This is a genomic window from Streptomyces sp. 4N509B, assembly GCF_052245655.1.
In the GTDB taxonomy this organism is placed as follows: Bacteria; Actinomycetota; Actinomycetes; order Streptomycetales; family Streptomycetaceae; genus Streptomyces.
Genome location: NZ_JBQQBZ010000002.1, coordinates 127,587 through 146,692, shown reverse-complemented (window position 1 = coordinate 146,692; position 19,106 = coordinate 127,587). Strand labels below are relative to the sequence as shown.

Below are 19,106 nucleotides of genomic sequence, written 5' to 3'. Positions count from 1 at the left end.
GGCGGACCCGCGGGCGGGCCCGCGCCAGGGGCCGCCGGTGTCCACCTGGGCATGCCGCAGCTGCCCGCCGAGCCGTACCCGGACGAGGTGCGCGCCCGGCTGGAGGCCGACGCGCGCGAGGTGATCGCCCGGTACCCCGACAGCCGCTCCGCGCTGCTGCCGCTGCTGCACCTGGTGCAGTCCGAGGAGGGACACGTCACCCGCACCGGCGTCGCGTTCTGCGCCGAGGTGCTGGACCTGACCACCGCCGAGGTCACGGCCGTGGCCACGTTCTACTCCATGTACCGGCGCAAGCCCTCGGGCGACTACCAGGTCGGGGTCTGCACCAACACCCTGTGCGCGGTCCTCGGCGGCGACGAGATCTTCGCCACCCTCCAGCGCCACCTCGGCATCGGCAACGGCGAGACCACGGAGGACGGCAAGGTCACGCTGGAGCACATCGAGTGCAACGCGGCCTGCGACTACGCCCCCGTGCTGATGGTCAACTGGGAGTTCTTCGACAACGCCACCCCCGAGTCCGCCATCCGCCTCGTCGACGACCTGCGCGCCGGACGCACCGTCACCCCCACGCGCGGCGCCCCGCTCTGCGACTTCAGGAAGACCGCCCGCGTCCTCGCCGGCTTCCCCGACGAGCGCCCCGACGCGGTCCACGCCGGCGGCAGCGGCGGCGCCGCCTCGCTCGCCGGCCTGCGCCTGGCCAAGGGCGAGGGCACCCGCCCCGCCGTGCCGCGCCCCGCCACCGAGAACGGCGCCGGCGCCGAGCCGCAGGAGGAGGGCAACTGACATGGCCGCACCCGACAAGCTGCTCGCCCCCGTCCTCAGCGAGTTCTGGGACGAGGCGGACTCCTGGACCCTCGGGGTCTACCGCGCCCACGGCGGCTACCGGGGCCTGGGCAAGGCCCTGGCCATGGCCCCGGACGACGTCATCGCCTACGTGAAGGACTCCGGCCTGCGCGGCCGCGGCGGCGCCGGCTTCCCCACGGGCATGAAGTGGCAGTTCATCCCGCAGGGCGACGACAAGCCGCACTACCTCGTCGTCAACGCCGACGAGTCCGAGCCCGGCACCTGCAAGGACATCCCGCTCCTGTACGCGAACCCGCACTCCCTCATCGAGGGCATCGCGATCGCCTGCCACGCCATCCGCTCCTCCCACGCCTTCATCTACCTGCGCGGCGAGGTCGTGCCGGTGCTGCGCCGCCTGCACGCCGCCGTCGCCGAGGCGTACGAGGCCGGGTACCTCGGCAAGGACGCCCTCGGTCCCGGCAAGGACCTCACCCTCACCGTCCACGCCGGCGCCGGCGCGTACATCTGCGGTGAGGAGACGGCGCTGCTCGACTCCCTGGAGGGCCGCCGCGGCCAGCCCCGCCTGCGGCCCCCGTTCCCCGCCGTGGCCGGCCTCTACGCCTGCCCCACCGTGGTGAACAACGTCGAGTCCATCGCCTCCGTCCCGGCCATCATCGACCGCGGCAAGGAGTGGTTCCGCTCCATGGGGAGCGAGAAGTCCCCCGGCTTCACGCTCTACTCCCTCTCGGGCCACGTCGCGAACCCCGGCCAGTACGAGGCGCCGCTCGGCGTCACCCTGCGCGAGCTGCTCGACCTCTCCGGCGGCATCCGCCCCGGCCACCGCCTGAAGTTCTGGACCCCGGGCGGCTCCTCCACGCCGATGCTGACCGACGAGCACCTCGACATGCCGCTGGACTACGAGGGCTGCATGGCCGCCGGGTCCATGCTCGGCACCAAGGCCCTCCAGGTCTTCGACGAGACCACGTGCGTGGTCCGCGCCGTCACCCGCTGGACCGAGTTCTACGCCCACGAGTCCTGCGGCAAGTGCACCCCCTGCCGCGAGGGCACGTACTGGCTGGTGCAGCTGCTGCGCGACATCGAGGCCGGCAAGGGCCTGCTCAGCGACATCGACAAGATCGCGGACATCGCCGACAACATCAACGGCAAGTCCTTCTGCGCGCTCGGCGACGGAGCCGCCGCCTGCATCGCCTCCTCCCTCACGCACTTCCGCGAGGAGTACGAGCGGCACATCACCCAGCGCGGCTGCCCGTTCGACCCGGCCCGCTCCACCGTCTGGGCCGACAGCCACCACACCCAGACCCAGGAGGTGAACGCATGACGGTCACCACCGAGGCCACCCCGCCGGGTGGACAGGCGGTGCCGCCCGAGGACCTGGTCACGGTCACCATCGACGGCATCGAGGTCTCCGTGCCCAAGGGCACGCTGGTGATCCGCGCCGCCGAGCAGCTCGGCATCGAGATTCCCCGCTTCTGCGACCATCCGCTGCTCGACCCCGCGGGGGCCTGCCGCCAGTGCATCGTGGAGGTGGAGGGCCAGCGCAAGCCGATGGCCTCGTGCACCATCACCTGCACCGACGGCATGGTCGTCAGGACGCACCTCACCTCCCCGGTGGCGGAGAAGGCACAGCGCGGCGTGATGGAGCTGCTGCTGATCAACCACCCGCTGGACTGCCCCGTCTGCGACAAGGGCGGCGAGTGCCCCCTCCAGAACCAGGCGATGTCCACGGGAGAGCCCGAGACGCGCTTCGAGGGCCGCAAGCGGACCTTCGACAAGCCCGTCCCGATCTCCAGCCAGGTGCTGCTGGACCGCGAGCGCTGCGTGCTGTGCGCCCGCTGCACCCGCTTCTCCAACCAGATCGCGGGCGACCCGATGATCGAGCTGCTGGAGCGCGGCGCCCTCCAGCAGGTCGGCACCGGCGAGGGCGACCCGTTCGAGTCGTACTTCTCGGGCAACACCATCCAGATCTGCCCGGTCGGCGCGCTGACCTCCGCCGCGTACCGCTTCCGCTCCCGCCCCTTCGACCTCACCTCCTCGCCCAGCGTCTGCGAGCACTGCTCCGGCGGCTGCGCCACCCGCACCGACCACCGCCGCGGCAAGGTGCTGCGGCGGCTCGCGGCCGAGGACCCCGAGGTCAACGAGGAGTGGATGTGCGACAAGGGCCGCTTCGCCTTCCGCTACGCCCAGGCTCCCGACCGCCTCGCCACCCCGCTGGTGCGCGACGCCGAGACCGGTGAACTCCAGCCCGCCAGCTGGCCGGAGGCCCTGGCCGCCGCCGCCGAGGGCCTGGCCGCCGCCCGGTCCGCGGGCGGCTCGGCCGTCCTGACGGGCGGCCGGCTCACCGTCGAGGACGCCTACGCGTACGCCAAGTTCGCCCGCGTCGCGCTCGGCACCAACGACATCGACTTCCGCGCCCGCGTCCACTCCGCGGAGGAGGCCGCGTTCCTCGCCTCGCACGTCGCGGGCGTCGGCGTGGACCTCGGCGACGGCGGCGTCACCTACGCCCGGCTGGAGGCCGCGGCCGCGGTGCTGCTGGTCGGCCTGGAGTCCGAGGAGGAGGCCCCCGGCGTCTTCCTCCGCCTCCGCAAGGCCCACCGCACCCGGGGCCTGCCGGTCTACGCCCTGGCCACCCACGCCAGCCGCGGCCTCGCCAAGAGCGGCGGCACGCTGCTGGCCGCCGCCCCCGGCACCGAGCCCGCCTGGCTCGACGCCCTGGCCGCGCACGCCGCGGACCGCGAGGGCTCCGCCGAGGCGCTCGACGAGCGCGGACGCGACGCCGCGGAGGCGCTGCGCCAGCCCGGCGCCGTGATCGTCCTCGGCGAGCGGCTCGCCGCCGTCCCCGGCGCGTTCACCGCCGCCGTCGCGCTCGCCAACGCCACCGGCGCCAGCCTGGTGTGGATCCCGCGCCGCGCCGGCGAGCGGGGCGCGATCGAGGCCGGCGCCCTGCCGGGCCTGCTGCCCGGCGGCCGGCCGGAGTCCTCCCTCCGCGCCCGGCGGGAGATGGCCACGGCCTGGGGCGTCACCGCCCTGCCCGAGGCCCCCGGCCGGGACACGAGCCAGATCGTCGAGGCCGCCGCCGGCGGGGAGCTGACCGCTCTCGTCGTCGCGGGCGTCGAGGTCGCCGACCTGCCCGACCCGGCGCGCGCCCGCCAGGCGCTCGACGCCGTGGCCGAGAACGGCTTCCTGCTCAGCCTGGAGCTGCGGCCCAGCGAGGTCACCCGTCGCGCCCACGTCGTGCTGCCCGTGGCGGCCACCGTCGAGAAGAGCGGCACCTTCCTCAACTGGGAGGGCCGCGCCAGGCCGTTCACCGCCGCCCTCAAGCCCGACCAGATGACCCGCCGGCACGTCCAGACCGACGCCCGCGCGCTGACGATGCTCGCTGACGCGATGGACGTCCACCTCGGGCTGCCCGACGTGCACACCATCCGCCGCGAGCTGGACGGCCTGCCCGAGTGGACGGGGGAGCTGCCGCTCGGCCCCACCGCCACCCCCGCGGACCTGCCCAGCCCCGGCGCGGGTGAGGCCGTGCTCGCCGGGCACCGGCTGCTGCTCGACCAGGGCGTGCTCCAGGAGGGCGACGACGCGCTCGCCGGCACCCGCCACGCCGGGAAGACCGTGGCCCGCCTCTCCCCGGCCACCGCCGAGGAGAACGGGCTGGCGCACGGCGCCGAGATCACCGTCACCGGCCCGGCCGGCTCGGTCCGGCTGCCGCTCGCGGTCACGGGTGAGATGCCCGACCGGGTGGTGTGGCTGCCGCTGAACTCCCTCGGCGGCGGCGTGTACGACGACCTGGGCACCGTCCCCGGACAGGTCGTTCGCATCGAGGAGGTGACGGGGTGACGCTCGCGCAGGAAGCGGACCTGTCCATGTTCGGACAGGACCCCTTCTGGCTGATCCTGATCAAGGCGGTGTTCTGCTTCGCCTTCGTGCTGGTCTGCGTGCTCATCTGCATCGTCATGGAGCGCAAGGTCCTCGGCTGGATGCAGCTGCGCATCGGCCCCAACCGCCACGGGCCCTGGGGCATGCTCCAGTCCCTGGCGGACGGCATCAAGCTGATGCTGAAGGAGGACATCGTCGTCAAGGGCGCCGACAAGCCGGTGTACATCCTGGCGCCCCTCCTCGCCGCCGCCCCGGCGTTCATGGCGATCGCCGTGATCCCCTTCGGCCCCGCCGACGACCCCGTCAGCATCTTCGGCACCGAGACGGTCCTCCAGCTGACCGACCTGCCGGTGGCGCTGCTGTACGTGCTGGCCACCTCCGCCATCGCGGTCTACGGCACGGTGCTCGCCGGCTGGGCCTCCAACTCGACGTACCCGCTGCTCGGCGGCGTGCGCGCGACGGCCCAGATGATCTCCTACGAGATCGCGATGGGCCTGTCCTTCGCGGCCGTCTTCCTCTACTCCGGCACGCTCTCCTCCTCCGGCATCGTCGCCGAGCAGGAGGACCGGTGGTTCGTGGTCCTGCTGCCCGTCTCCTTCCTGATCTACATGGTCACGATGGTCGGCGAGTCCCACCGCCCGCCGTTCGACATGCCGGAGTCCGAGGGCGACCTCGTCGGCGGATACCTGACGGAGTACTCCTCCATCAAGTTCGCCTTCTTCATGATGTCGGAGTACATCCACACGGTGACGGTCTCCGCCCTGATGGTGACCCTCTTCCTCGGCGGCTGGCGGGCCCCCGCGCCGCTGAGCTTCTGGGAGGGCGCCAACTCCGGCTGGTGGCCGATGCTGTGGTTCACCGTCAAGCTCGTCGCCGTCATCTTCTTCTTCGTGTGGATCCGCGCCGCCCTGCCGCGCGTCCGCTACGACCAGCTGATGGTGCTCGGCTGGAAGGTGCTCATCCCCATCGCCCTGGTCTGGCTGATGCTGGTGGCCGCCGTCCGCGCCATGCAGAACGAGGGCTACGACTTCCGCGAGATCGTGCTCTACGTCTCCGGCGGCATCCTCGTGCTGCTGCTGCTCTCCTTCGTCGTCGACCTCTTCCGCGACCGGGGCGAACGCGAGCGCGAGGAGGCCGAGGCCGCCGAGGCCGCGGCGCAGCCGTTCGACCCGATGGCCGGCGGGTACCCCGTGCCGCCGCTGCCAGGCCAGACCCTGCCGCCGGTGCCACGCCGTCCCTCCCGCGCCGAGCGGGACAGGGTCGCGGCCGGCGCCCCCACGACCGACCTGCGAGAGGAACGGAAGGAGGAGGGCGACGACCATGCCTGAGTTCCACAATCCGGTAGCGGGCTTCGGCGTGACCTTCCGCGCCATGTTCAAGCGGCGCCTCACCGAGCAGTACCCGGAGCAGAAGAAGCCGACCGCGCCCCGCTTCCACGGCCGCCACCAGCTCAACCGCCACCCGGACGGGCTGGAGAAGTGCATCGGCTGCGAGCTGTGCGCCTGGGCCTGCCCCGCCGACGCCATCTACGTGGAGGGCGCCGACAACACCGAGGAGGAGCGGTACTCCCCGGGTGAGCGGTACGGCCGCGTCTACCAGATCAACTACCTGCGCTGCATCCTGTGCGGCCTGTGCGTGGAGGCGTGCCCGACGCGCGCGCTGACCATGACCAACGAGTACGAGCTCGCCGACAGGACCCGCGAGTCCCTCATCTACACCAAGGAGGAGCTGCTCGCGGGCCTGGACGAGCGCATGGTCGAGCCGCCGCACGCCATGTACCCCGGCACCGACGAGCAGTCGTACTACCGGGGCGAGGTCACGGCCGCCGCCCCCGGCACCGTGCGGCAGGAGCCGACCTCCCGCGCGGAGGAGTGGCTGACCGGCAGGGAGCCCGTCGACGAGACCGACGCCCTGGCCGCCGCCGCCTCGCTGCGCGACCCGGCCGGCGCCGAGCACGGCGACGCGCCCCACGGGCGCCGCGGCAGCCAGCAGTCGCCGGAGGTGGGAGCATGAGCGGGCTGGCAACCCTGGCCGCGGAGACCTCGACGTCCTCCGGCGAGGCCGCGCAGTTCTGGATCCTGGCGCCGCTGGCGCTGGCCGGCGGGCTCGGCACCGTGCTGATGCGCCGGGCCGTGCACGCCGCGCTCTGCCTGGCCGGCACCATGGTCATCCTGGCGCTGTTCTACCTCGCCAACGGGGCGTACTTCCTCGGCGTGGTGCAGATCGTCGTCTACACCGGCGCCGTGATGATGCTCTTCCTCTTCGTGCTGATGCTCGTCGGGGTGAGCTCCACGGACTCCCTGAAGGAGACCCTCAAGGGGCAGCGCTGGCTCGCCGCCGGCTGCGGCCTCGGCATGGGCATCCTGCTCGTCGCCGGCCTCGGCCAGGCGTCGGTCGGCTCCTTCACCGGCCTCACCGAGGCCAACGCCGACGGCAACGTCCAGGGCCTGGCCTCCCTGCTGTTCACCCGGTACGTGGTGGCGTTCGAGGTGGTCGGCATCCTGCTGACGATCTCGGCCGTCGGCGCCACGCTGCTGACCCACCGCGAGCGCGTCGAGAAGAGCAAGTCGCAGCGGGAGCAGGCCGAGGAGCGGGTCCGCGAGGGCAAGCACCTGCCGCCGCTGCCCGCCCCCGGCGTCTACGCCCGGCACAACGCGGTGGACCTGCCCGGCCTGCTGCCCGACGGCACGCCGGCCGAGCTCACCATCAACCAGACGCTGCGCAAGCGTGGCCAGATCCGCGAGATCCACCGCGAGGCCGTCCGCGACGTCGCGGCGCTGGAGCAGCGCACCGCCCGGTACCACGGCCAGGAGCCGCCACGCACCCTTCCGGGCGTCCGCAACGGCAACCGGCACGACAACGGCACGAACGGTGTGGGCGGCGAGGGCACCGCGGACAACGGCGTGGAGCGCGCCGACCGCGACGCCGGCGCCGGCGCCACCAGCCAGGCAGAGGAGGCCCGTCAGTGAGCCCGGAGAACTACCTCTACCTGGCCGCGCTGCTCTTCACCCTCGGCGCGAGCGGGGTGCTGTTGCGGCGCAACGCGATCGTCGTCTTCATGTGCATCGAGCTGATGCTCAACGCCAGCAACCTGGCGCTGGTCGCGTTCTCCCGCATGCACGGCAACCTCGACGGCCAGATCATGGCGTTCTTCGTCATGGTCGTCGCCGCGGCCGAGGTCGTCGTCGGCCTGGCGATCATCGTCATGCTCTACCGCTCTCGCCACTCGGCCTCGGTCGACGACGCCAGCCTGATGAAGCTCTAAGCAGAGAAAGCGCCGTAAGGGGAAAAGACCCGTGGAGTCACTTATCGGACTGCTGCTCGCGCCACCCCTCCTCGGCGCCGCCCTCCTCCTCACCGGCGGGCGACGCCTGGACCGCGCCGGGCACTGGATCGGCGTCCTCATGGCCGCCGCGTCGTTCGTCATCGCCGTCGTGCTCTTCTTCGACATGCTCGGCCGTGACGGCGAGGAGCGAGCCCTGCACCAGCACCTCTTCTCCTGGGTGCCGGTCGCGGACTTCCAGGCGGACGTGGCCTTCCAGCTCGACCAGCTGTCGATGACCTTCGTCCTGCTGATCACGAGCGTGGGAAGCCTCATCCACCTCTACTCGGTCGGCTACATGGCGCACGACGAGCGCCGCCGCCGGTTCTTCGGGTTCCTGAACCTCTTCCTCGCGGCGATGCTGCTGTTGGTGCTCGCCGACAACTACCTCCTGCTCTACGTGGGCTGGGAGGGCGTCGGCCTCGCCTCGTACCTGCTGATCGGCTTCTGGCAGCACAAGCCGAGCGCCGCCACCGCGGCGAAGAAGGCGTTCGTGGTCAACCGCGTCGGCGACGCGGGCCTGGCCATCGCGATCTTCCTGATGTTCACCACCTTCGGCACCTTCGCCTTCGACGGCGTCTTCCCGAACGCGGGCGAGACCAGCGAGGCGACGCTGACGGGCATCGGGCTGATGCTGCTGCTCGCGGCCTGCGGCAAGTCGGCGCAGGTGCCGCTCCAGTCCTGGCTCGGGGACGCGATGGAGGGCCCGACCCCGGTCTCGGCCCTCATCCACGCCGCCACCATGGTGACGGCCGGCGTGTACCTGGTCACCCGCTCCGCCGCCGTCTTCGACGCGGCGCCCGACGCGCAGACCGTCGTCATCGTCGTCGGCGCGGCCTCGCTGCTCTTCGGTGCGGTCGTCGGATGCGCGAAGGACGACATCAAGAAGGCGCTGGCCGGCTCGACGATGTCGCAGATCGGCTACATGATGCTGGCCACCGGCCTCGGGCCGCTGGGCTACGTCTTCGCGATCATGCACCTGGTCACCCACGGCTTCTTCAAGGCGAACCTCTTCCTCGGGGCCGGCTCGGTGATGCACGGCATGAACGACGAGGTCGACATGAGGCGCTACGGCGGCCTCCGCAAGCACATGCCGATCACCTTCGTCACCTTCGGCGCCGCCTACCTCGCCATCATCGGCTTCCCCTACCTCTCCGGCTTCTTCTCCAAGGACGAGATCATCTACGCCGGCTTCTCCAAGGGGGACACGCAGGGCTGGCTGCTGGGCGGCGTGATGCTGCTGGGCGCCGCGCTCACCGCGTACTACATGACGCGGATCATGCTGATGACGTTCTTCGGCGAGAAGCGGTGGCAGCCCGACGCCCACGGGCACGAGCCGCACCCGCACGAGTCGCCCGCCGTCATGACGATCCCCATGATGGTGCTGGCCGTCGGCTCGCTGGGCGCCGGCTTCTTCTTCGACATGAACGAGAACTTCGTCCACTGGCTGGAGCCCGTCACCGGCCTGGCCCACGGCCACTCGCCCGTCAGCCACGGCGAGGTGTCGATCGCCGCCACCGCCGTGATGGTGGTCGGCGTGGCCGCCGCCTGGTTCCAGTACGGCCGGCGCCCGGTGCCCGCCGTGGCGCCCACGGCCACCTTCGTCACCCGGGCCGCCCGGCGTGACCTGCTCCAGGACGACTTCAACCACGCGGCGTTCGTCCGGCCCGGCACGTACCTGACGCGCGGCCTGGTCTACGTCGACCACAAGCTCGTCGACGGCCTGGTCAACGGCACCGCCGCCACCGTCGGCGGCGCCTCCGGGCGGCTCAGGCGAATCCAGAACGGGTTCGCCCGCTCCTACGCGGTCTCGATGTTCGGCGGCGCGGCCCTGCTGGTCGCCGCGACCCTGCTGATGAGGGCGGTCTGATCTGATATGTCGTTTCCCCTGCTGACGGCCCTGGTTCTGACGCCGGCGATCGGCGCGGTCGCCACGGCCGCCGTGCCCGCCGCCCAGCGCACGGCCGCCAAGTGGCTCGCGCTGCTGTTCTCGCTGGTCACCGCCGGCCTCGCCGCCGCCGTGGTGCTCCGCTTCGACACCGGCGACGGCGCCGAGCGGTACCAGCTGACCGAGTCCCACGCGTGGATCAAGGACTTCGGCGTCCGCTACGAGCTCGGCGTCGACGGCATCGCCGTCGCGATGATCGTGCTGACCGCCGCGCTGATCCCCTTCCTCATCGGCGCCGGCTGGAACGACGCCGACCCTCCCTCCCTGCCCGCCGACGGGCAGGAGGGGCCCATGCGGAACAAGGAGGCCACCCGCCGCTGGCGGCCGACCCAGGGCTTCTTCGCGCTGATCCTCATGGTCGAGGCGATGGTCGTGATGTCCTTCGTCGCCACCGACATCTTCCTCTTCTACATCTTCTTCGAGGCCATGCTCATCCCGATGTACTTCCTCATCGGGGGCTTCGGGGACCGCGCCGGCGAGCAGGACGAGGCGGGTCAGGCGGCCCAGCGCTCCTACGCCGCCGTGAAGTTCCTGCTGTACAACCTCGTCGGCGGCCTGGTGATGCTCGCCGCCGTCATCGGCGTCTACGTCGTCACCGCCGACCAGCTCGGCGAGGGCACCTTCTCCCTCCAGGCGATCCTTCAGGCCCGCGCCGCCGGCGAGCTGGAGATGGCCACCAGCACCGAACGCTGGCTCTTCCTCGGCTTCTTCGTCGCCTTCGCGATCAAGGCCCCGCTGTGGCCGGTCCACACCTGGCTGCCGAACGCGATGGGCGAGTCGACCGCGCCGGTCGCGGTCCTCATCACCGCCGTGGTGGACAAGGTCGGCACCTTCGCGATGCTCCGCTTCTGCCTCGGCCTCTTCCCCGAGGCCAGCGACTGGGCGACGCCCGCGGTGATCACCCTCGCCCTGGTCAGCATCGTCTACGGCGCCCTGCTGGCGATCGGGCAGCGCGACATGAAGCGGCTCATCGCGTACGCGTCCATCAGCCACTTCGGCTTCATCATCCTCGGCATCTTCGCGATGACCAGCCAGGGCCAGTCCGGCGCCGCCCTCTACATGGTCAACCACGGCGTCGCCACGGCCGCGTTGATGCTGGTCGCCGGATTCCTCATCTCCCGCCGCGGCTCCCGCCTCATCGCGGACTACGGCGGCGTGCAGAAGACCGCCCCGCTGCTGGCCGGCGCCTTCCTGATCGGTGGCCTCGCCACCCTGTCGCTCCCGGGAACCGGCCCGTTCGTCAGCGAGTTCCTGGTGCTGGTCGGCACCTTCAGCCGCTTCCAGGTCGCCGGCGTCATCGCCGTCTCCGGCATACTGCTGGCCGCGCTGTACGTGCTCATCCTCTACCAGCGCACCATGACCGGGCCGGTGAAGGCGGGTCTGGAGAAGCTGCCCGACCTGCGCGTGCGGGAACTCGCCGTGGTGACGCCGCTGATCGCGGGCCTGATCTTCCTCGGCGTCTACCCGAAGCCGCTCACCGACATCGTCAACCCGGCCGTCGAGCACACGCTGTCCGACGTCGGCAAGACCGATCCCGAACCCCAGGTCCCCGTGGAGGCGGGCAGCAATGAATAATCTCCAGGCGCCCGACATCGAGTGGATCGCGCTCTCCCCGAGCCTGATCGTCTTCGGCGCCGCCCTGCTCGGCGTGCTGATCGAGGCGTTCGCCTCCCGCCCGGTCCGCTACGTCGCCCAGTCGGTGCTGGCCGGCCTCGCCATGGCGGGTGCCTTCGCCGCCGTCGTCGGCCTCGCCGTCACCGACCGCGCCACCTCGAAGGCGGAGATCGCGGGCATGGGCTCGCTCGCCGTCGACGGGCCCGCGCTCTTCCTCCAGGGCATCATCCTGCTCGTCGGCCTGGTCTCGGTCTTCCTGTTCGCCGAGCGGCAGCTGGAGCCGGCCGACACCGACGGGCGGCCGGTGGACTCCTTCGCCGCGCAGCCCGCGGCCGTCCCCGGCGGGATCGCGGAGCAGGAGGCGGTGAAGGCCGGGCACACCACGACGGAGATCTTCCCGCTGCTGCTCTTCGCCGTCGGCGGCATGCTGCTCTTCCCCGCCGCCAACGACCTGCTGGTGCTCTTCATCGCGCTGGAGGTCTTCTCCCTCCCGCTGTACATGCTCTGCGCCCTGGCGCGCCGCCGCCGCCTGCTGTCGCAGGAGGCGGCCGTCAAGTACTTCCTGCTCGGCGCCTTCGCCTCGGCGTTCACGCTCTTCGGCATCGCCCTGCTCTACGGGTACTCCGGCACCGTCTCCTACGCGGGCATCGCCGACGTCGTCGCCGGCGAGCCGAGCGCCCTCAACGCCGGTCTCGCCTCCACGATGGGCAACGACGTGCTGCTGCTGATCGGCGGCGCGATGGTGCTGATGGGCCTGTTCTTCAAGGTGGGCGCGGTGCCGTTCCACATGTGGACGCCCGACGTGTACCAGGGCGCGCCGACCCCGGTGACGGGCTTCATGGCGGCGGCCACGAAGGTGGCGGCGTTCGGCGCGCTGCTGCGTCTGCTCTACGTGGTGCTGCCGGGCCTGAAGTGGGACTGGGAGCCGGTCCTGTGGGGCGTGGCGATCGCCTCCATGGTGGCGGGTGCCGTCATCGCGATCACGCAGACCGACGTCAAGCGCCTGCTGGCGTACTCCTCCATCGCCCACGCCGGCTTCATCCTGGCGGGCGTCGTGGCGGTGAGCGAGGAGGGCGTGAAGTCCGTCCTCTTCTACCTGGCGGCCTACTCCTTCGTGACGCTCGGCGCGTTCGCGGTCGTGACGCTCGTGCGGGACGCGGGCGGCGAGGCGACGCACCTGTCGAAGTGGGCGGGGCTCGGCCGGCGCTCGCCGGTGCTGGCGGCGGTCTTCGCACTCTTCCTGCTGGCGTTCGCCGGGATTCCGCTGACCTCCGGCTTCGCCGGGAAGTTCGCGGTCTTCAGCGCGGCGGCGGAGTCCGGCGCCACGGGTCTGGTCGTGGTCGGCGTCCTCGCCTCGGCCATCGCGGCCTTCTTCTACATCCGGGTCATCGTGCTGATGTTCTTCAGCGAGCCGAAGGCGGAGGGCCCCTCGGTGGTGATCCCGAGCCCGCTGACGACGAGCGTGGTGGCGTTGGCGGTGCTGGTCACGGTGGTCCTGGGCGTCGCGCCGCAGTACTTCCTGGACCTGGCGGGCGACGCGGGCGTGTTCATGCGCTGAGTCCGCGGCGGCGCGGCACGAACGCCTCGCGAGACGGAACGGGCGCGGGCCCCGGCCGGGTGACATCCACCGGCCGGGGCCCGCGCCCGTCGTGTCGTGCTGCCCGGGCGTCGCCGCCCCTCCGCGCTCCCGCCGCTACGCGTTGCCGGTGCCGCCGCCGGCTCCGCCGGAGTTCACCTCGTCCCACTCGGCGATCCACTGGTAGTCGGCGGACTCGCCGGTGTCGGGCCAGGTGACGGTGAGCACCTCGTCGTCGAGGGTGACGTCCCCGAAGATCAGCTCCGTGGAGTCCACCTCGCAGCTGAGCGTCGCGTCCCAGCCCTCGCCGAGCAGGTCCTCAAGGAGGATGCCGATGCACTCGGTGTCCGAGCCCGCAGCCAGGTAGGAGGCGTTGGCGATGCCCGTGCCGGACTCCTCGGCGGGGATCACCATGAAGAGGGAGCCGTCGTTCCCCGACCAGACGCCGGAGATCTCCTCCCCGACGTTCTGCGAGCCGCCGCCACCGCCACCGCCTCCGGAGCCCCCACCGCCGGAGCCGCCCCCGCTGCCGCCGCTGCCGCCGTCGAGGTCGGGGGAGGGCTGGTCCGCGATGTCCTGGCTGTAGACCTCCGTCGTGCCGTCGGCCCAGCCGACGGTGAGCGTCCCGTCGGTCAGCACCGCCTCGCCCGTCTCGTGGGCGGCCGGGTAACACCCGGGGAACCGGAGGGTGATCGCGTCGCCGTCCTGGGTGTAGGTGCCGTCGCAGTAGTCCTCGTTGTCGGCCAGGCTCGCCGTGCCGCCGGAGAGGAGGGCGAGGCTGTTGTACGGGTCGTCGGTGCTGAACCAGGCGCCCTCGGCGCCGCCTTCCGAGCCCCACTCGTCGAGCTCGCTGTCGTCGGGGAGGTCCACCTCGTCCCCGTCCGGCATCCGGTCCTGCCAGTCGCCGGGCTCGCTCAGGCCGTCGCCCAGCACGTCGCCGGTCAGCGTGCCGTCGCTGTAGTCGGCGCCCTCGGTGATGTCCCTGGTGTCGCTGCCGCCGCCCCCGGAGCAGCCGCTCGCCCATAACACCACGGGCACGAGCGCGACGTATCCCACCAGCCGGCGGGCAGCCGCCTGTCCACTCCCCATGCCAAACCCCCTACGGGCTGTGTGTCTCCCCTGACACGCCAGTCTGTCGGAGCTGGTTCCCCAACCCGTAGGGGGATGTGGCGGTTTGGCCGGTGCCGGTGGCTAGTTGTTCAGCCCGCCGAGGTCACCCATGTCCTCCAGGTCCTCGAGGTCCTGCTGGATGTCGTCGAGGTCGCCCTGGAGGTCCTCCAGCTCCTCCAGACCGGGGACGTCCGGGATCAGGTCCATCGCCGCGTCGTCGGCGCGCTGGTACGTCTCCTCGGTGCCGGACTCCCAGGCCACGGTGAGGGTGTCGCCGTCCTGCGTCAGCGTGGCGTTGGTGAACTCGGTGTTCCCCGAGGCGCAGACCAGCGCGAGGGAGTCGCCCTCCATCGGGCCGGTGCAGATCTCCTCGCCGCTGTCGTTCATGAACGTCGCGGTGCCCTCGTGCGTGAGAACGAGGAGGTTGTACGGGGCTTCGAGGGCCGTGGACCAGGTGCCCGCCACGTCGTGGCTGCCGCCCTCCTCGCCACCGCCGGAGCCGCCCTCGGATCCTCCCTCGGAGCCGCCGGTGGACTCGGACTGCTGGTCCTCGCCGCCCGATCCCGACCCCTCCTCGCTGTCGCCCCCACACGCGCTGAGCAGCAGCACCGCCGCCGCCGCGACGGCCGGCGCGGCGAGCCTCACTGACCTTGACCTACGCATCGACGTACGCATCGGATCCCCTCGAACTGTGAACGCGTCACAGCGACCGTACCCCGACGCGGCCCCGCCGTGCGCGCCTCCCGGGGGGATGTGGGCGCGGTGATCCACTTCTGACCGGTTACCCTGCCTGGGACAACCCACAGAAACAGCAGGCCGCAGACAGGAGTAACGCTCGTGACGGTCGTGGGTCCCTTCGGGGCGAGTGTGCGCGACAGCGCGCTGGAAGCCGACATCCGGACGGGGCTGGCGGCTGTCGAGGCGGGGCTCATCGAGGCCACGAAGAGTGACGTCCCCTTCATCACCGAGGCCGCCCAGCACCTGGTGCGGGCCGGCGGGAAACGCTTCAGGCCGCTGTTGACGCTGCTGGCCGCGCACTTCGGCGATCCGCACGCCCCCGGGGTGGTGCCGAGCGCCGTCACCGTGGAGCTGACCCACCTGGCCACGCTCTACCACGACGACATCATGGACGAGGCCGAGATCCGCCGCGGCGTCCCCAGCGCCAACGCCCGCTTCGACAACACGATCGCCGTCCTCACCGGCGACTTCCTGTTCGCGCGCGCCTCGACGATAGCGGCCGAACTCGGGGCGGAGGCCGTGCACGTCCAGGCGGAGGCGTTCGAGCGTCTGGTCACCGGCCAGATCCGGGAGACGACGGGGCCGGGCCCCGACCAGGACCCGGTGGCGCACTACCTCGAGGTGATAGCGGGCAAGACGGGCTCGCTGATCGCGGTCTCGGGCCGCCTGGGGGCGCTGCTGTCGGGGGCGGACGAGTCGGTGATCGACGTGATGGCACAGTACGGCGAGCGCATCGGGGTCGCCTTCCAGCTCGCCGACGACGTGCTGGACATCGCCAGCGACGGCGAGGAGTCGGGCAAGACGCCCGGCACCGACCTGCGCGAGGGCGTGGTGACGATGCCGGTGCTGCGGCTGCGGGAGCGGGTGGCGCGGGGCGAGCGGGAGAGCGCCGAGAGTGACCCGGCGCTCCGGCGGGACCGGGAGCTGCTGGCACTGCTGGAGGGGGACCTGAGCGACGACGGCCGGCTCGCCGAGGCCCTGGCCGGGCTGCGGGCCCACCCGGCGCTCGAACAGGCCCGGCGCGACGCCCGGTCCTACGCGGAGCAGGCGCGCCGCGCCCTCGACCCGCTGCCGGACATCCCGGCCCGGCGGGCTCTGGCGGAGCTCTGTGACGCGGTGGCGCTGCGCACGACGTAGGCCCCACGAGCAGGGCGTTCGCCACCCCGTTCCTCACCCCGTTCCCCATTCCGTTCTTCACCCGTTCGGCCTACCCGGACCCCGTGGTCCGGCCCCGCGTCCCCTACGGGAACGGGCCCCGGGCGGCCCCGCCGGTACTCCCTGGGTAGGACACGGAATGACGACCGTCGTCTGATGCCGGTTTCGACCGTGACTGATGCAATGAGGTCACTAGTCAGGTCTGTTGCAGGCGATGACCGATGGATGGGGAACATCAGATGGCTGAGACAGGGACGACGGCACGGTCGAAGGGCGTGCGGCAGTTCGCCGTGACGGCCGGGGTGGTGGCGGGTGTCGCCGTGGTCGGGGTGGGCATCTGGCCGGCGCTGGCCAGCGACGGCGCGCCGGACCTCCCGGAGGTCACCGCCGAGGAGCTGCTGGCCCAGGTCGCCGCCTCCGACACGGCGCAGCTCTCCGGCACGGTGCGGGTCAACACCGACCTCGCGATACCCGGCCTGCCCGACCTGGGCGGGCTGGTGAGCGGAGTGCTCGGCGACAGCGGCGCGAGCGGCGTCGCGGGCGCGGTGGCGGACCTGGCCGCCGGCGAGGCGTCGCTGCGTGTCGCGGTGGACGGTGCGGAGCGGCAGCGCCTCGCCGTGCAGGACGGCGACGAGGAGTTCGCCGTGATCCACAACGGCGACGAGGTGTGGGCGTACGACAGCGCGAGCAACACGGTCTTCCAACTCGCCGTGCCGGAGCCCACCGAGGAGGAGCGCCGGCAGCTGGAGGAGGAGCTGGAGAACGAGTGGGGCGCGCACGGGCCGTTCGGCGGCGGGGAGGGCATCGAGGGCCTCACGCCGCAGGAGCTCGCCGAGCGCTTCCTCGACGGCGCCGGGGAGCACGCCGACATCACCGTGGACGGCACCGCGCGGGTCGCGGGCCGGGACGCGTACCAGCTGCTGGTGGAGCCGCGCGGCGAGGCCGCTGCGGAGCTGGACGGCCGGGCGAGTGCCGTGCGGGTCTCGGTGGACGGTGAGACGGGCGTGCCGCTGGCGGTGACCGTCGAGGGCGAGGACGGGACGCTTCTGGACGTGTCGTTCTCCGAGATCACCTACGAGCAGCCGACGGGCGGCACGTTCGACTTCACGCCGCCGGCCGACGCCACGGTGCACGAGCTGAACGACATGGAGGAGCTCTTCGGCGAGTTCGGCGGGCTGCTCCCCGAGGACATGGGGGCGCACGGCGGCTGGTGACCACCGGCGAGCCGGTGGTCGGGAACGGCTCGGGGGCCCGCAGCAGGCGGGCCCCCTCGTCGTGCCTCTCGTCTCACAGTGCCTCGTCGTGCCGGGCTGTCAGCCCCGCGCGCGGCGGGCGGTGACGGCCTCGGTGTACCGCTGCTTGGTGAGGTCGGCGTCCTTGATGCCGAGGTCGTGCAGGACGGCCCGCACGTCGTCGAGCGCGATGCGCAGCTCGTCCCGGTCCTGGATCAGCGTCTCCAGTTCGAGGAAGGTCTCGTCGAGCTCGGGGAGGAAGGCGAGGGTCGCCTGCATCTTCCGGCCCCTCGCGTCGAACTCGTAGTTCCGGCACCGCTTCTCGAAGTCGATCACCGGGTGGTACCCGAGGCCGGTGAGCATGGCGTGGACCGCGTCGGGGTCGGTGACCCGCGTCTCGTGCTCCGGCTTGGATCCCGAGACCTGGTCGATCGCGGCGCCCTTGTAGGTGAGCACGAAGCGGGTGTCGTGCGGGCTGCTCACCGTGCGTGTGCGCAGCTCCGCGTCCCGTGCGGTGAGGGTGCCCGCCGCGTCGTCGTAGTACGTGTCGTGGTACGTCTCCACGTGCCCCGGGCCGTACTGCTCCAGGTGGCGTATGACGTCCTGGGGTCCGTGGACGTGGGCCTTGAGTTCCGCTTCGATCACCGCTTGAACCTCTCCGAGTCGGCGTCGTTCGTCATCGCATCGTACGTGACCGGTCACTCAGCGAGTGGAACACCTCATCGCATTCGGTCACGTTCACGTCATCGCACTGTGTCCGACCCTACCCGCGGTGAGGCCGGCCGGATCAGGCGCGCACCCGGCCGGCGGCGGGTGCGGGGGCGTGACGCGCCACGGTGCGGGCGCGGGAGCGGCGGGCGTGGCGCAGGGCGTCCCAGGTCAGCACCGTCAACGCGGTCCACACCAGCACGAAGCCGGTCCAGCGCTCCGGCGGCATCTCCTCACCGAAGGCGAGCAGGCCGAGCAGGAACATGGAGGTGGGGGCGAGGTACTGCATCAGGCCGAGAGTCGACAGTGGGACCCGCACGGCGGCGGCGCCGAAGAAGATCAGCGGCAGGGCCGTGATCGGCCCGGCGGCGAGCAGCAGCAGCATGTGGCCCGGCCCCTCGGCGGTGAACGTGCCGTCGCCGCGGGTGGCGAGCACCAGCAGGTACCCGGCGGCGGGCAGGAACTGGAGCAGGGAGTCCGCGCTGAAGCCCTCCACGCCGTCGAGGCCGGTCTGCTTCTTCAGCAGGCCGTAGAGGGCGAAGCTCGTGCTGAGGGCGAGGGAGATCCAGGGCACCTGGCCGTAGGCGACGCTCATCACCACCACGGCGAGGCCGCCGATGGCGACGGCCGCCCACTGGGCGCGGCGCAGCCGCTCGCGGAGCAGCAGCACGCCGAGGGCGATGGTGAAGAGGGGGTTGATGAAGTACCCGAGGGACGCCTCGATGGTGCGCTCGTTGGCGACGGACCAGATGAACAGCCACCAGTTCACCGTGATCAGGCCGGCCGTGCCCAGGAGCATCGCCAGGCGCTTCGGCTGCCGCAGCAGCGGGCGTATCCACGACCAGCTGCGGATCAGGGCGAGGATGAGCAACGCGGTGGGCAGCGACCACACCATGCGGTGGGCCAGGACCTCCCAGGCGCCGATCGAGGACAGCTGGTGCCAGTAGAGCGGCAGCAGCCCCCACATGCCGTAGGCCGCGAAGCCGTACGCCAGCCCCGCCCGGCCCGCTCCCGCCGCCACCC

General features: G+C 71.9%; 16 protein-coding genes. 12 read left to right on the top strand and 4 right to left on the bottom strand.

What is annotated here, in order from left to right; all coding sequences use genetic code 11:
• The first annotated feature begins 51 nt into the window (after positions 1–51).
• From nuoE to nuoN, 10 genes are read left to right on the top strand one after another with little or no spacing between them, the layout of a single operon-like run.
• Positions 52–783 carry an NADH-quinone oxidoreductase subunit NuoE gene (gene nuoE, locus ACTWP5_RS02755; protein ID WP_443219325.1) on the top strand — a complete coding sequence of 244 codons (732 nt, stop codon included), beginning with the start codon at positions 52–54 and terminating at the stop codon, positions 781–783.
• A gap of 1 nt (position 784) precedes the next feature.
• Entirely contained in the window at positions 785–2,122 is a 1,338-nt protein-coding gene (gene nuoF, locus ACTWP5_RS02750) for an NADH-quinone oxidoreductase subunit NuoF (RefSeq protein WP_443219053.1), read from the top strand.
• Positions 2,119–4,641, top strand: a complete 2,523-nt coding sequence (locus tag ACTWP5_RS02745; RefSeq protein WP_443219052.1) for an NADH-quinone oxidoreductase subunit G — start codon at positions 2,119–2,121, stop codon at positions 4,639–4,641. Before nuoF ends, ACTWP5_RS02745 begins: the two co-directional genes overlap by 4 nt.
• 26 nt (positions 4,642–4,667) lie before the next feature.
• Entirely contained in the window at positions 4,668–6,008 is a 1,341-nt protein-coding gene (gene nuoH, locus ACTWP5_RS02740) for an NADH-quinone oxidoreductase subunit NuoH (RefSeq protein WP_443219324.1), read from the top strand.
• Positions 6,001–6,693, top strand: a complete 693-nt coding sequence (nuoI, locus tag ACTWP5_RS02735; RefSeq protein ID WP_443219051.1) for an NADH-quinone oxidoreductase subunit NuoI — start codon at positions 6,001–6,003, stop codon at positions 6,691–6,693. The genes nuoH and nuoI overlap by 8 nt, the downstream gene beginning before the upstream one ends.
• Positions 6,690–7,649, top strand: coding sequence for an NADH-quinone oxidoreductase subunit J (locus tag ACTWP5_RS02730; RefSeq protein ID WP_443219050.1), 960 nt, complete (start codon positions 6,690–6,692; stop codon positions 7,647–7,649). The genes nuoI and ACTWP5_RS02730 overlap by 4 nt, the downstream gene beginning before the upstream one ends.
• Positions 7,646–7,945, top strand: coding sequence for an NADH-quinone oxidoreductase subunit NuoK (nuoK, locus tag ACTWP5_RS02725; protein ID WP_443219049.1), 300 nt, complete (start codon positions 7,646–7,648; stop codon positions 7,943–7,945). The genes ACTWP5_RS02730 and nuoK overlap by 4 nt, the downstream gene beginning before the upstream one ends.
• 31 nt (positions 7,946–7,976) lie before the next feature.
• On the top strand, positions 7,977–9,872 hold the full coding sequence (gene nuoL, locus ACTWP5_RS02720) for an NADH-quinone oxidoreductase subunit L (RefSeq protein ID WP_443219048.1): 1,896 nt from the start codon (positions 7,977–7,979) through the stop codon (positions 9,870–9,872).
• A gap of 6 nt (positions 9,873–9,878) precedes the next feature.
• Entirely contained in the window at positions 9,879–11,525 is a 1,647-nt protein-coding gene (locus ACTWP5_RS02715; protein ID WP_443219047.1) for an NADH-quinone oxidoreductase subunit M, read from the top strand.
• Positions 11,518–13,122 (top strand): NADH-quinone oxidoreductase subunit NuoN, encoded by a 1,605-nt coding sequence (nuoN, locus tag ACTWP5_RS02710; protein ID WP_443219046.1) that lies wholly within the window; start codon positions 11,518–11,520, stop codon positions 13,120–13,122. Before ACTWP5_RS02715 ends, nuoN begins: the two co-directional genes overlap by 8 nt.
• 135 nt (positions 13,123–13,257) lie before the next feature.
• Here the strand turns inward: nuoN and ACTWP5_RS02705 are convergent, their stop codons facing one another.
• Both ACTWP5_RS02705 and ACTWP5_RS02700 read right to left on the bottom strand, forming a co-directional pair.
• Complete coding sequence (locus ACTWP5_RS02705; protein ID WP_443219045.1) at positions 13,258–14,229, bottom strand: hypothetical protein; 972 nt, start codon at positions 14,227–14,229, stop codon at positions 13,258–13,260.
• A gap of 102 nt (positions 14,230–14,331) precedes the next feature.
• The gene (locus ACTWP5_RS02700) at positions 14,332–14,895 is read right to left on the bottom strand and encodes a hypothetical protein (RefSeq protein WP_443219044.1); all 564 of its coding nucleotides are present in this window, start codon (positions 14,893–14,895) and stop codon (positions 14,332–14,334) included.
• 192 nt (positions 14,896–15,087) lie between these two features.
• Here ACTWP5_RS02700 and ACTWP5_RS02695 point away from each other — a divergent pair, with 192 nt between their 5' ends.
• Both ACTWP5_RS02695 and ACTWP5_RS02690 read left to right on the top strand, forming a co-directional pair.
• A complete protein-coding gene (locus ACTWP5_RS02695) occupies positions 15,088–16,125 on the top strand; it encodes a polyprenyl synthetase family protein (RefSeq protein WP_443219043.1) in 1,038 nt (345 codons plus the stop codon).
• A gap of 257 nt (positions 16,126–16,382) precedes the next feature.
• Positions 16,383–17,357 (top strand): LolA family protein, encoded by a 975-nt coding sequence (locus ACTWP5_RS02690; protein WP_443219042.1) that lies wholly within the window; start codon positions 16,383–16,385, stop codon positions 17,355–17,357.
• A 99-nt stretch (positions 17,358–17,456) separates the two neighbouring features.
• On the opposite strand, the gene cyaB is transcribed toward ACTWP5_RS02690, so the two are convergent.
• Complete coding sequence (gene cyaB / locus ACTWP5_RS02685; RefSeq protein WP_443219041.1) at positions 17,457–18,020, bottom strand: class IV adenylate cyclase; 564 nt, start codon at positions 18,018–18,020, stop codon at positions 17,457–17,459.
• Positions 18,021–18,162: 142 nt separating this feature from the next.
• Positions 18,163–19,104 (bottom strand): EamA family transporter RarD, encoded by a 942-nt coding sequence (gene rarD, locus ACTWP5_RS02680; protein ID WP_443219040.1) that lies wholly within the window; start codon positions 19,102–19,104, stop codon positions 18,163–18,165.
• Positions 19,105–19,106: the final 2 nt, after the last annotated feature.